Raw genomic sequence first — 13,540 nt, 5'->3', positions numbered from 1 at the left:
AAGTGCTTCAAAGTAGGGGGGTGACATTACACTTTTATTTATGTGCTTAATTTGCCTATTCGCATAATTAGGACTACGTTTAGTTAGCGATTAACAACAAATCATATATCCAAACATAATCACTTAATAAAGGAGTTTTAAAATGACCGCTATTACATTACATGGAAATGCCATTCACACTAATGGAGAGCTACCATCTGTTGGAAGTCAGGCACCTGATTTCGTTTTAACAGCAGGTGATCTTTCTGATGTGTCATTGGCTGATTTTGCCGGCAAGAAGAAATTACTGAATATCGTTCCGAGTCTTGATACGCCAACGTGTGCGCTGTCTACCAAGAAATTTAACGAGTCTGCCGCACAACACGATGATACTGTTTTCTTAACCGTTTCTGCAGATTTGCCATTTGCTCAAGGTCGTTTTTGTGAGGCTGAAAGCTTAAACGTGATCAAGCCATTATCTATCATGCGTTCACAAGCTTTCTCTGAAGATTACGGCGTTAAAATTGTTGATGGTCCACTTGCAGGGATTACTAGCAGAGCGATTGTTGTTATGGATGAGAACAATAATGTTGTCTATAACGAAATGGTTCCTGAAATCGGTGACGAGCCTGACTATGACAAAGCTTTAGCTGCACTTTAAATTTTTTTAAGGGCCTTATTTTTTTAAATATTTTAAAAAAACTGCCCCAAAGTAGGGGGGTGTATTTAACATTCCCTTGCTTCAAAAAATCATTAAAGTATTAAGAATAAAATAGCTAAAAAGTGAATATTAAGATACTTTATGCGAAGTTTGAGATGTACCAAGAACTATCCAGATTTTGGATTCTTAGAAATTAATTAGAAAAGGAAAGTAATAATATGGCCAGCATTAATAAAGTCATTCTTGTCGGAAATTTGGGTCAAGACCCAGAAGTAAAATACATGCCTAGTGGCGGTGCAGTAACCAATATAAGTATTGCAACGACAGATTCGTGGAAAGATAAAGCGAGTGGCGAGAAGAAAGAAAATACAGAGTGGCACCGAGTGGTATTCTTCAATCGTCTTGCGGAAATTGTTGGCGAATATTTACGCAAAGGTTCTCAGGTTTATATCGAAGGTAACTTAAGAACACGTAAATGGCAAGATCAAAACGGTGTTGATAAGTACACGACTGAGATCGTTGCACGTGAAATGCAAATGCTAGGTGGCAGAACAGGTGGAAGCAGTGAGTTTAATCAAGCTCCACAAAGAGAGTCTCGTCCTCAGCAAGGTAGCGGCGGTGGAGAAAGAGGTGCACAAAGAGCGCCACAAAAAGCCCCTTCACGTGATAATACGCCCCCACCACCACAGAATTTTGATAACTTTGATGATGATATTCCGTTCTAGGGAACACCTCATGGTGTGATTGTAGAGATTGAATAGCATTTCTCCAGTACATATAAACAGACAATAAAAAACCCGCTTTAAGCGGGTTTTTTATTGTCTGAATTGTTTTTAAAGTATATCCAGAGAATTTAGATCTGTAGAGTTATTAACTACTGTCCAACAACCTCACAACATCCCGTATAGAACTCACGATTTACCGTAGCATTTACTTCGTAGGTGAATCGGGTTTTTGATAAACCGTTGTAACAAGCATTGGTTTTTTCCAGGTTAACTTCTACATTGTTACGTCCCTGGTTGCCTCCAATATTCATACGCACCTGATTAGGTGTTGCCCAGGCGTGATAGTTAATGGGTACATTAAAGGCTTTGTTTTTGCCGAATTTGATATTCATATTGCGATTAGCAACATTCATTTTAATGTTCCACAACTTAGGGCTTTTACCATTACAAAGCAGCATTTTCGCATTAGGCTGGTTTGATTCGTTTATGTCGAAAGCCGTCTTCATTTCAGTAGCTGCGCCTTCGACAGGTTGATCATAACGATCTCCACCATATTCTGCTGGTCTATCATTGAGTGATTCAACAGGAGCAGCTAATACTTTTGCAGTGCGTTGTGGTGCGTTGATGGATTTATTATTTCTAGAAGCGGCAGCAACATTACTGTTTGCTGGATTAGGTCTTAACAACACCCCCGTTTTTACGAGGTAATTAGAATTGACCCAGCCTTTATCTTTTCTCCAGTTAACTTCCACCCACTTAGTGCCGTTTACAACACGTTGCTTGCCTGTTTCAGTCAGGTCTATGGCGTTGTAAGGTAGTCTTTGTTTGATTCGAGATTTAGTGCTCGGCCACGCACGAAGTTTAAGTGTGTTATTTGGTGAGACTTTGTTTACTTTAAATATTGTAATTTTTTTATCTGTCGTTTTTGCATAAGCCATTGTGATGGACGCATCAACAGTGATTAATGCAAACACAATGAGCGTCGATATTGATACGCGCTTCATAGCTAATTCCCCTTTTTTTATGTACACATCTACTTAAGATTTATACAGCCCGTGGACATATTAGCGCAAACTATAGGATATATCAAACAGTTTACTTTAAGTGATAAGGCCTAAACTGTTGCTAAATATAGTAAAATTAGCTTTTTAGGGTTTTGATGACAATAACGCTAACATCGCGGATAATGGGCGTCCAATTTGTTAAATAGTAATTAGTTATGTCCGTTAAAGAGCCAAATGAAATGGCAGATACAAACATCAATGAAAATGCTGGTGTAAACCTAGGTAAAGACGTCGGTAGAAAAGTCGAGACACAAGTCGATTCACAAGCCATAGACACCAGTAATACTTCAGGCAAGAAAGCCGGAAAGATATTTATCCAGACACATGGTTGTCAGATGAATGAGTATGATTCAGCGAAAATGGCTGATGTACTCAATGATGCTAATGGCATGGAATTGACAGATAACGCTGAAGAAGCGGATGTGTTGTTATTGAATACCTGTTCGATTCGTGAAAAAGCGCAAGAGAAAGTATTCCATCAACTAGGTCGCTGGCGAAAACTCAAAGAGAAAAACCCTAATGTGATTATCGGGGTAGGTGGTTGTGTGGCGAGTCAGGAAGGCAAAGCCTTGCATGATCGTGCGCCGGTTGTGGATGTGGTTTTTGGTCCTCAAACCTTACATCGTTTGCCTGAAATGGTTGCCGAAGCGAAAAGAGATAAGTCGTTCGTTATTGATACCACATTCCCTGAAATTGAGAAATTCGATCGCTTGCCAGAACCAAGGGCAGATGGGGTAAGCGCGTTTGTATCGATCATGGAAGGTTGCAGTAAATACTGTACGTTTTGTGTTGTGCCTTACACACGCGGTACTGAAATTTCTCGACCTTTTGATGACATCATTGTTGAAGTCGCAGAGCTTGCGAATCAGGGCGTTCGTGAGATTAATTTACTCGGTCAGAATGTAAATGCCTACCGCGGAACCATGCACGATGGTGAAATTGCTGATCTGGCAATGCTTATTCATTACGTTGCTGCGGTTGAAGGTATTGATCGAATTCGTTACACCACATCACATCCGGTTGAGTTCAGCGATAGTCTGATTCAAGCATATGCAGAAGTTCCTGAACTTGTTGACCATTTACACCTACCCATCCAAAGTGGCTCAGATAGAATTCTGGCAGCGATGAAGCGCGGGCACATGGCAATCGAATATAAACAGAAAATTCGTAAGCTTAGAGAGGTTCGTCCGAATATCAGTTTATCGTCTGATTTCATTATTGGCTTTCCGGGTGAAACCGATAAAGACTACGAAGATACGATGAAACTGATCGAAGATGTGGGCTTTGATAAAAGCTTTAGCTTTATCTACAGTGCACGTCCGGGAACACCTGCGGCATCGTTTGAAGATAATGTACCAGATGCGGTTAAGAAAACGCGTTTATACCGTTTACAACAACGCATTACTGAGATGGAACAGGAAATCAGCCAGAAGATGGTTGGCACTGTACAGAAAGTATTGGTAGAACGCGCTTCTAAACGTGGTGAAAATCAGGTTGCTGGTCGAACTGAAAATAACCGCATTGTGAATTTTGATGGCGATGCGTCATTAATCGGGAATTTTGCTGAAGTTGAAATAACTGAAGCACAACCAAATTCTTTGCGTGGCACGTTGATTTAGAATTCTAAATGAGAAAAAGTAGTATATTTGTATGACTTTACAATATCTTTACAAGTAATAAACAAAGGTTCCAGGTATGAAATGGCGTGATAGAAAACAAAGCACACATGTTGATGATAGACGTGGTCGCAGCGGTGGTGGAGGCGGAAGAGGATTGCCTTCAATCGGTACATTAATGTTTTTATGGCCGATAGTTAAGCCATTATTACGCTCGAAACTTGGAATCGCAGTAGTAGGCATTGGCGCTGCAGCCTACTTTATCGGTCCATCATTATTAGGCATGGGTGGCAGTTCTAGCTCAAGTGATATTGATCCTAATAGTGAAGATGCGGCATTTATCAAAACCGTTCATGGTGATATAGAAACAGTATGGGCTAAGATTTTTGCTCAGGCAGGGCAACGTTACCCAGTGCCGGAATTGGTTTTATATACAGGCTCAACCAGCAGTGGTTGTGGTCCTGCAAGTTCGCGTATGGGGCCATTCTATTGTCCTGCCGATACAAAGATTTATGTCGACATGGGTTTTTTTGATGATTTGAAGAACAAGCATGGAGCAGGTGGTGATTTTGCTCGTGCTTATGTGCTTGCGCATGAAGTAGGGCATCACATTCAAAATCTTGAAGGTACGCTGGATAAAGTTGAAACGGCTAAACATCGCGTTACCGGAAATGACAAGAATCAATTGCAGGTTCGTGTTGAACTTCAAGCTGACTGTTATGCAGGTGTTTGGGCGAATCACGTGCAAAAGCAATTTAAAGCGTTAGAACCAGGTGATCTGGAAGAAGCGCTTACCGCTGCTGCCTCCATTGGTGATGACCGATTGCAAAAGCAGGCTCAAGGGTTTGCAATTCCGCATACGTTTACTCACGGTAGTTCAAAACAACGCGTTGAATGGTTTGCTCGAGGTGTGAAAAACGGTCGGGTTCAAGATTGTCAAACCTTTGGTGGTTAAAGCTAAAAGTTCTCAAAGCTCAAATTTATTAATCATAAAGACAAGGCTCTGATTGTTAGAGTCTGGTCTTTATGCATTATTCAGTCTGTATTTGCCTTTCTAAAAAAGTGCTTGAGAGCCATTATGATAATGGCACCCCCCTACTTACAGCCCTTTTTCATAAGAATTTCGTATAAATCCCCCTGTATAGTTTCTCTGACTTGGTTTATTCATGCTAGAATAAATTTTTGAATAAAACTATGAAACGGAAAAATAACCTCATTTGAACATAACAAAAGCAGCTTCACCTGCAGACGGCTCTAAGCACGTCACTGACTCTAATCGTCACTCCCTTTCTTTACACCTTGAACCAGAAGACAATCAACGACTGACAAATTTGTGTGGTCAGTTTGATCAGCACTTGCATCAAATAGAAAAACATTTTGATGTGATCGTGAGTAATCGCGCCTTCGATTTCACTATTTCAGGGTTGCCGTTACAAATTCAGAAAACGATTAATCTGTTACAAGAGCTTTACGATTTAACGGCTACGGAGCAATTGGCTCCTGAAAAAATTCATTTGTTTTTGCAGGAATCAAATCACTCAGAAGCGGTGCTAGATGGCGACGGCAAGGTCGATCCTAATAAAGACGCGAGTGTCACAGCTACAATCAGAACCAAGCGTGGTTTATTGCGTGGTCGTGGTCCGAATCAGAACTTTTATATCCGCAGTATTCAAACACACGATTTAACATTTGGTATCGGCCCTGCAGGGACGGGTAAGACCTACCTTGCTGTTGCTTGTGCCGTAGAAGCTTTGGAGCGAGATGAAGTAAGACGCATCGTGCTGGTAAGACCTGCTGTTGAAGCGGGTGAAAAGCTCGGATTTTTACCGGGTGATTTATCACAAAAAGTTGACCCTTATTTACGTCCGATGTATGACGCACTTTACGAGATGCTGGGCTTTGAAAAAGTCGATAAACTGATAGAAAAGAACGTCATTGAAGTTGCACCATTGGCTTATATGCGTGGCCGTACGTTGAATGATTCTTTTATCATCATGGATGAAGCACAGAACACCACCGCTGAACAAATGAAAATGTTTTTAACCCGTATTGGCTTTGGTTCAACCGTTGTTGTTACGGGTGATATCACTCAAATTGATTTGCCGAATAATCAACGTTCTGGTTTAAAGCATGTAATTGACATTCTTCAAGGGGTTAAAGAAATACGATTTTCCTTTTTTGAATCTAAAGATGTTGTCAGGCACAGTCTGGTTCAGCGCATTGTTGATCTATATGAAAAGTATGAGGCTTAATAAACCGTTGCTGATAGTGCGACAGTTAAAGCAATCTTAAAAAATAGTTAAATTGAGTCATGAAGATTTCTGAAAAATTACCGTCTGTTGATGATATGCCCAGCATAAATGTCGAGGTGGAGCTGCAAAATCCCTGCAATTACTCATCGATTCCTTCGATAGAAGAGTTGGAATCCTGGAGTGCCAGTGCCTTGCAATCAGGAGTTGCCGAACAAAAAAAACTGCTTGAAAGTGGGGGGGTGACTTTAGTTGTTCGTGTGGTTGATGATGAAGAGGGGTTAGCGTTAAATCAGACCTATCGAGAAAAACCTAGTACCACTAATATTCTTTCATTTCCTTATGAGTTTCCAGAGGAACTCTTGGCGATTCCAGAGCTCCAAGATCAACCTGTTCATTTAGGAGATCTGGTGGTTTGCGAAAGTGTTGTGAATAGAGAAGCGAAAGAGCAAAATAAAACAGCAAAGCAACATTGGGCACATTTGATTGTACATGGTGTGTTGCACCTGCAAGGCTATGATCATATAGAAGATGATGAAGCTGAATTAATGGAAGCTTTGGAAATAAAAACGTTAGATAAATTGGGATTTAAGAACCCTTACTCATGAATCAAGAAGATAAAAAAATTAAAGCGCGACCGTGGCTTCATAAATGGTTGAGAAGCACGATAGATACCAGTGTCATAGATCAGGAGGAGTTAGTTGCTGAGCTAAGACAATCACAAAAAAATAATATTATTTCATCTGAATCTTTGGGAATGCTTGAAGGTGTTCTGCAGGTGGATAATCTTCAAGTGCGCGATATTATGATTCCGCGTGCCAATATTGGTTTTTTACACCTGAATGACAGCTATCACGATATTTTAAAAACGGTGATGAAGGCAGGGCACTCACGTTTTCCGGTCATTGATGAAAACAAAGATGATGTTGAAGGCATTTTGCTCGCCAAAGACCTGCTGAAATATGTCGGCGATGAGGAAAGTTTCGATATTGATGACATTATCAGGCCGCCTTCGTTTGTGCCTGAAAGCCAAAAACTCAATACACTGCTAAGCCAGTTTAGAAATAGTCGCAACCACATGGCGATGGTAGTCGATGAATATTCAGGAACTTCAGGATTGGTAACCATCGAGGATGTTCTGGAACAGATCGTCGGTGATATCGATGACGAACATGATGATGTCGACGAAAAGAAGAATATTCTGGCGCAAAGTGATGGCAGATATACGATTCAGGCGAGCACTGAGCTAGAAGAATTCAATGAATATTTTAATTGTGATATGCCATTGGATCAATATGACACCTTGGGCGGCTTGATTTCACAAAAAGCGGGCAAGATACCAAGGCAGGGCGAGGAAGTGAAGCTGAATAAGTTTTCCTTCAAAATATTACGCAGTGATGGCCGCAGAATACAATTGGTAGAAGTACGAAGATTAGAGAAGTTATAAGAATAAAAGTATGAAGCTGCCTGGGATTCAATCACATTTATCTAAATGGAATTACTTGCTCGTATTGCTTGCAGGCGCGATGCTGGTTTTTGCATTTTCCCCTTTTAATATTTATCCGTTGGCGTGGTTTAGTCCTGCCATCTTGTTTTATTCCTTAAGCAAAGCGCAAACCAAAAAGCAGTATTTTATGCTGTCCTGGTTTTACGGAATAGGCATGTTTGGTGCAGGTGCATCCTGGCCTTTCTATAGTTTGTACTTTTTTGCGCATGCTCCTTTGTTTGTTGCAATACCGGCTACAGTGGCATTTGTCTTGATCGTTTCTTTATTGAGTCTCGGCTCCTTTGGTTTGCTCGCCTCTTTATTTAGGTACAGACCGTTATTCTTAAAATTGCTGATTTTCTATCCGGCGTCATGGGTGATCGCTGAATGGTTTCGTTCATGGTTTCTCACGGGATTCCCCTGGCTCTATTTAGGCAATAGTCAAATTGATACTTTTTTTGCAGCTTTTGCTCCAGTGGCGGGTGTATTTGCGGTGAGCCTATCGAGTGTCATTATTGCTGGTGCCTTACTGAGTTTCGTCCTGGGTAATTCAGTGCAACGACAGGTGTATATAAAATCTGACCCTGTGCATCAATCTGTCAGTGATAATGCCTTGGTGGAAGAACGTTTTGGTTCATCTATTCGAATTTTATCGGCGCTAATTATTGTGCTGTTGGTGAGTAGTGCGTTTGCGTTACAAAACATAAACTGGACAGAGAAAGTTGATAAGCCATTGAAAGTGAGTGTGCTTCAGTCGAATATTTCTCAGCTTGAAAAATTGAATCGCGATAACTTGATACCCTCGATAGATCTTTATCGCAGTATGACGTTGAAAAGCATGGGCAGTGATTTGATCGTTTGGCCGGAAACGGGCTTATTCGACTCATTTGATCGGCACATGGAATCACTCATTCAGCCATTACAAAAATCAATTGCTAATACTAATAAAACCATACTGATTGGTGGCTTTTATATCAATGAAAATCAGGGAGTAGAGAATAGCGTATTGGCAGTCTCTGCGGATAATCGGGAAATATATTCCAAACGACATCTGGTGCCCTTTGGAGAATATACGCCTTTATTAGAGTACATTCGCTGGTTGAGTAAATGGATTCAATTGCCTTACGACAATATAACCCCGGGCGTGAATAACGGCACACTGAATATTGGTGACCAGATTGCCCAAATGACAATTTGCTACGAAGATGCATTTGGTTCTGAGATTATTCAATCCTTGCCGCTGGCAACTATGTTAATAAATGTAACGCATGATGGCTGGTTTACGGGGTCTTTAGAGCCGCAACAACACATGCAAATAGCCAGAATGAGAGCGTTGGAAACAGGGCGCTATATGGTGCGTTCTACAACCACGGGACCATCGGGAATAATTAATGAAAAAGGCGAGTTAATTGAAACTGCGCCATTAAATACTAAAAGTATCATTACAGGCAAAGTTCAGCCATTTGTTGGTATGACGCCTTATGTGCGTTGGGGAAATTGGTTGATTATTGGCATCTTAAGTGTCATTTTACTACTAGGCATAAGCTGGAAAAGGGAAATTTAAACAATGGCTACGATAAAGAATGTTGCTCAATATATTCATGAATTACTCGACGTTGATGCATTCAAGGATTACGCACCAAATGGCCTGCAAGTTCAGGGTAAAGAAAAGCTGAAGAAAATAGTCATGGGTGTTTCTGCGACTCAGGCATTCATTGAAGCTGCCATTGAAAAAGAAGCCGATGCCATACTCGTTCATCATGGTTGGTTCTGGGATAAAGAAGACCCAAGAATAATCGGCATGAAGCATAAACGACTCAAGTTATTGATGGAACATGATATAAATCTACTCGCGTATCATTTGCCTTTAGATGCTCATCCTGAACTTGGTAATAATGCTCAGCTAGCCAAAGTATTGGATATTCACATGGAAGATGTGATGGATGGACAAGGCGTTGGTAATTATGGTCGTTTAGAAGAATATATGAGTCTTGAAGAGCTGGGACAAAGTATCGAAAAGAAACTGGGGCGTAAGCCGATGCTGATAAATGCAGGTGACCATGCTATCAGAAGAGTTGCCTGGTGTACTGGTGGTGCGCAGGGATATATTGATAAAGCCGCCAAGGCAGGGGTCGATGCTTATATCAGCGGTGAGATTTCAGAACATACCACGCATACAGCGCGTGAAAATGGTGTTCATTATATAGCGGCGGGTCATCATGCGACCGAACGTTATGGTGTGCAGGCATTGGGAGAGCATGTTGCTGCTAAATTTGGCTTACTCTATGAATTTGTGGATATCGATAACCCTGCTTAAAAAAACGCCTCAAAGTAGGGGGGTGACTTATAGAGTAATGAGTTAGAAGTACTATCTAAGTAACTTTAAATAGTCCTGTTTAGTTCTATTTATTACGTTCTGATATGTTTAAAAAGAGATTTATTGTGTGGTTACGGTTACGGTCACGACATCTCTGTAGATACCAGCCGGAATAAACGCATCAAACCCAGCCAAAGACCATCCAACAAGAATAAAATCTAAATCAGTTGGATTTGTATTACATGGAATGCTTAGCTGAGGATTGCTTGTCTCTTCAAAAGTCACCGTTCTATAAATGATTCTATAATTCGCTAAATCATCATTGTTCACTGTGTGACGAAGTTTGAAATTATTCTGTGTAGAAAAGTCTAAATCACAATCTCCCGATACATTTGATGCAAGTCCCATCGTTCCCAGATTTACTTGAACTGGAAAGATAAAATTCAATACATCGCCATTGTCGTAAAAACGTGACGCACCAGGTGCTGTCCCTGTGAAATTCACATAAGGGGCGTAAGTATGAGATAGTGTTATTTCTGTATTATCCGACGCTGCGTGAGCTGTAGAAAATGCAGATACAGTTAATAGTAAAGCTATTGCTGTATTTAAGGGTTTGTTTAATTTCATTATCATTATTAGTATTATTTGGTGGGTTGCCAAATTTGTATGCATCAACAATATCTGATTTTAACTGAACCTTACCTGAATACACCGTTCAGTTTGTCGGAATGGCGTGAACCTATTGCAATTCCAGATTGTTATTTCAGGGTAAAAGAAACCCTTTAATTCGCAGCATTTCAGAAAGTTTAATTAAAGGTAGGCCTATCAAGGATGATGGGTCTTCACCTTCTAATCGTTTGAATAAGGTTACCCCTAATCCTTCAGATTTAAAACTGCCAGCGCAGCCATAGGGTTGCTCTGCCTGAAGGTATGATTCTATTTCTCTTGCAGACAGATCACGAAAATCAACATGAAAAGGTACCATTTCTAGTTGATAGCTCTGGTCGCTGCAATCATAAAGGCAAAGACCAGTGAGGAAGCTCACCCGGTTGCCGGAGCTTTCTGTTAATTGTGTGACTGCGTTCTGATGATTGCCTGGCTTGCCTCTAATTTCGCCATTTAAAACTGAACACTGGTCTGATGCAATGATCAAGGCATCGTCATGCCTTGTTGCAACTGCTTTTGCTTTTTCCAGAGACAGGCGAATCACATAGTCTTCCGGAGTCTCGTCTTGTAATGGGGTCTCATCGATATCAGGTGAGTCAGTGCTGAAATCGAGCCTTAACCTTTCCAGTAGTTCTTTGCGGAAGGGTGAGGTAGAACCTAAAATGAGGGGTTTTTGTTGCTTATCTGGCATGATTTTTTAAAAGACTCTGGTGTAAAATTTATGATAATTACGGTTGGAATCGTATTTTAGCGTTAGCGTATAAAATAAAGAAGTAAATAAAAACATCGTAATAGTATTAATAATACTTTACAGCAGGGGTATATGCTTAATATAATTCCGCTCTTATGTCGGATAACAGTCAAATACAACGTTTACCGGTTGAGGTAGACCCATTCAAACTAGTAGAACAGGGTCGTCAGTTCGAAGGCAGAATGCCTTTAAGTGATTTTCCTCGCCTTAAAGATTTACTTTATAAGAGTGAATCTGAGACTAACGAAAAACTCGTTAAGGTGGATTTAGAGTTCGCCCGAAACGAAACAGGTTTACCTGTTATCAAAGGACAGATTACAGCAGAAATGCAAATGATATGTAATCGATGTCTTGATGCTACAGCGTTAACCGTTGAAACTCAGACTGAAGTAGTGCTGGTTGGAAGCGATGCGCAGGCAGAAAGATTGCAGGATAGTTTTGATATTTGGTTGGTAGAAGACCAAACACTGGTTTTAAAAGACTTCATCGAAGATGAATTATTACTGGCAATGCCTTTAGTGATAGCACACGATGAATGTGAACCAGCAAGAAGATTGATCGAAGCTTTACCTGAAGATGAATATAATGATGAGCAGAAAGAGAAAGATAACCCTTTTGCTGCTTTAAAAGATATAAAACTTAATTAAGAAACTAGAGTTGATAAATATTGTATTTATTAATTTTTTTTACGTATTGGAGTAACTCATGGCAGTTCAAAAAAGTAAAGTAACGCGTTCAAGAAGAGGACAGCGTCGCTCTCACGATTCTTTATCGAATCCTACATTATCTGTTGATCCAGTTTCTGGTGAGACTCATTTGCGTCATCATATGACACCAGACGGATTTTACCGTGGTCGTCAAGTTATCGCTTCTGCAGTAGAAGTAGAAGACGAGGATGATGACGAGTAAAAATTGTGTTTTACCATATTGAACATTAAAATCGCGGGCATAGACTCGCGATTTTTTGTATATAAAACATAAAAGGTTTGCACGTTAATGACAGAGTTACATCGTATTGCAATAGATACAATGAGCGGAGACAACGGCTTATCAGCTGCAATACCTGCAGCATTGTTATTTTTAAAAGAATACAATGATACCGCTCTAATCCTGGTTGGCGATGAATCTAAAATATTAGATGAGTTAAGAAAGCATAATCAGGAACCTAACGAAAGAATAAAGGTTCAACACGCATCTGAAGTCGTGTTGATGAATGAGTCACCCGCTTTGGCCTTACGCGGTAAAAAAGACTCATCAATGCGCGTAGCGATTAATCTTGTTAAAGATGAGTCTGCTGATGCTGCTGTAAGTGCTGGTAATACTGGTGCTTTAATGGCCACTGGCCGTTTTGTTCTGCGAACATTGAAAGGCATCGATCGTCCAGCTATTTGTGCGCCAATACCTGCCGCATCGGGTCACACTTATGTGTTGGATCTTGGTGCTAATATTGACTCAACTTCAGAACATTTATATCAGTTTGCTATTATGGGTTCAGAGCTAGCAACGGCTATTGATGGTGTTGAAAAACCGCGTGTGGGTTTGCTCAATATCGGCTCTGAAGATATGAAGGGTAATGAGCAGGTAAAAGCTGCACATAAACAATTACAAGATGGTGGTTTTAATTATATTGGCTTTGTGGAAGGTAATGATATCTTTCATGGCGAAGTTGATGTCATCGTTTGTGATGGTTTCGTGGGTAATGTTGCACTGAAAACCTCTGAAGGCCTGGCAAAAATGCTTTCACAAGAAATTAAAGCAGGCTATACCAAATCTATATTTACCAAAATTGCAGCTTTGGTGTCTTATCCGGTTCTTAAATCGTTCCGTCAACGTTTTGATCACAGGCGCTATAATGGTGCCAGCTTTCTGGGCTTGAAAGGTATTGTGATAAAAAGTCATGGTGGGGCGGATGATGTCGCTTTTGCTAACGCGATAGGGATTGCGCGAAAAGCGGTTATCGAAAAAGTACCTGATAAAATAGAAGAGCAACTGCAAAAACATTTAGTCGATTAGTTCTTTAATATGT

General features: G+C 40.5%; 15 protein-coding genes. 12 read left to right on the top strand and 3 right to left on the bottom strand.

What is annotated here, in order from left to right:
• Nucleotides 1–142 precede the first annotated feature (142 nt).
• A complete protein-coding gene (gene tpx / locus EV695_RS15295; protein WP_131906838.1) occupies nt 143–640 on the top strand; it encodes a thiol peroxidase in 498 nt (165 codons plus the stop codon).
• A gap of 218 nt (nt 641–858) precedes the next feature.
• Nucleotides 859–1,365, top strand: a complete 507-nt coding sequence (ssb, locus tag EV695_RS15290; protein WP_131906837.1) for a single-stranded DNA-binding protein — start codon at nt 859–861, stop codon at nt 1,363–1,365.
• A 149-nt stretch (nt 1,366–1,514) separates the two neighbouring features.
• On the opposite strand, the gene EV695_RS15285 is transcribed toward ssb, so the two are convergent.
• Nucleotides 1,515–2,369: an SH3 domain-containing protein gene (locus EV695_RS15285; protein ID WP_131906836.1), complete on the bottom strand. Its 855-nt coding sequence runs from the start codon at nt 2,367–2,369 to the stop codon at nt 1,515–1,517.
• A gap of 215 nt (nt 2,370–2,584) precedes the next feature.
• Here EV695_RS15285 and miaB point away from each other — a divergent pair, with 215 nt between their 5' ends.
• The 7 genes from miaB to EV695_RS15250 all read left to right on the top strand — a co-directional run bounded on the left by miaB (nt 2,585) and on the right by EV695_RS15250 (nt 10,097).
• Nucleotides 2,585–4,048: a tRNA (N6-isopentenyl adenosine(37)-C2)-methylthiotransferase MiaB gene (gene miaB, locus EV695_RS15280; protein WP_165874728.1), complete on the top strand. Its 1,464-nt coding sequence runs from the start codon at nt 2,585–2,587 to the stop codon at nt 4,046–4,048.
• Between the two features lie 76 nt (nt 4,049–4,124).
• The gene (gene ypfJ, locus EV695_RS15275; RefSeq protein ID WP_131906834.1) at nt 4,125–5,000 is read left to right on the top strand and encodes a KPN_02809 family neutral zinc metallopeptidase; all 876 of its coding nucleotides are present in this window, start codon (nt 4,125–4,127) and stop codon (nt 4,998–5,000) included.
• A 268-nt stretch (nt 5,001–5,268) separates the two neighbouring features.
• Nucleotides 5,269–6,297, top strand: a complete 1,029-nt coding sequence (locus EV695_RS15270) for a PhoH family protein (protein ID WP_131907091.1) — start codon at nt 5,269–5,271, stop codon at nt 6,295–6,297.
• A gap of 59 nt (nt 6,298–6,356) precedes the next feature.
• On the top strand, nt 6,357–6,902 hold the full coding sequence (ybeY, locus tag EV695_RS15265) for an rRNA maturation RNase YbeY (RefSeq protein WP_243651657.1): 546 nt from the start codon (nt 6,357–6,359) through the stop codon (nt 6,900–6,902).
• The gene (locus tag EV695_RS15260) at nt 6,899–7,741 is read left to right on the top strand and encodes an HlyC/CorC family transporter (protein WP_131906833.1); all 843 of its coding nucleotides are present in this window, start codon (nt 6,899–6,901) and stop codon (nt 7,739–7,741) included. Before ybeY ends, EV695_RS15260 begins: the two co-directional genes overlap by 4 nt.
• A 10-nt stretch (nt 7,742–7,751) precedes the next feature.
• On the top strand, nt 7,752–9,344 hold the full coding sequence (lnt, locus tag EV695_RS15255) for an apolipoprotein N-acyltransferase (protein ID WP_131906832.1): 1,593 nt from the start codon (nt 7,752–7,754) through the stop codon (nt 9,342–9,344).
• A gap of 3 nt (nt 9,345–9,347) precedes the next feature.
• The gene (locus tag EV695_RS15250) at nt 9,348–10,097 is read left to right on the top strand and encodes a Nif3-like dinuclear metal center hexameric protein (protein ID WP_131906831.1); all 750 of its coding nucleotides are present in this window, start codon (nt 9,348–9,350) and stop codon (nt 10,095–10,097) included.
• 120 nt (nt 10,098–10,217) lie between these two features.
• On the opposite strand, the gene EV695_RS15245 is transcribed toward EV695_RS15250, so the two are convergent.
• Both EV695_RS15245 and EV695_RS15240 read right to left on the bottom strand, forming a co-directional pair.
• A complete protein-coding gene (locus EV695_RS15245; RefSeq protein WP_165874727.1) occupies nt 10,218–10,730 on the bottom strand; it encodes a hypothetical protein in 513 nt (170 codons plus the stop codon).
• 130 nt (nt 10,731–10,860) lie between these two features.
• Nucleotides 10,861–11,454 (bottom strand): Maf family protein, encoded by a 594-nt coding sequence (locus EV695_RS15240; RefSeq protein ID WP_131906829.1) that lies wholly within the window; start codon nt 11,452–11,454, stop codon nt 10,861–10,863.
• 155 nt (nt 11,455–11,609) lie between these two features.
• On the opposite strand from EV695_RS15240, the gene EV695_RS15235 reads away from it, so the two are divergent.
• From EV695_RS15235 to plsX, 3 genes are all read left to right on the top strand, one after another.
• Nucleotides 11,610–12,161 (top strand): YceD family protein, encoded by a 552-nt coding sequence (locus tag EV695_RS15235; RefSeq protein ID WP_131906828.1) that lies wholly within the window; start codon nt 11,610–11,612, stop codon nt 12,159–12,161.
• A gap of 58 nt (nt 12,162–12,219) precedes the next feature.
• Nucleotides 12,220–12,423, top strand: a complete 204-nt coding sequence (rpmF, locus tag EV695_RS15230) for a 50S ribosomal protein L32 (RefSeq protein WP_131906827.1) — start codon at nt 12,220–12,222, stop codon at nt 12,421–12,423.
• A gap of 87 nt (nt 12,424–12,510) precedes the next feature.
• Complete coding sequence (gene plsX / locus EV695_RS15225; protein ID WP_131906826.1) at nt 12,511–13,527, top strand: phosphate acyltransferase PlsX; 1,017 nt, start codon at nt 12,511–12,513, stop codon at nt 13,525–13,527.
• Nucleotides 13,528–13,540 lie beyond the last annotated feature (13 nt).

The organism is Cocleimonas flava (assembly GCF_004339015.1).
GTDB lineage: Bacteria > Pseudomonadota > Gammaproteobacteria > Thiotrichales > Thiotrichaceae > Cocleimonas > Cocleimonas flava.
The sequence above is the reverse complement of the archived record's forward strand: the minus strand, read 5'-3'. Positions and strand labels throughout refer to the sequence as shown.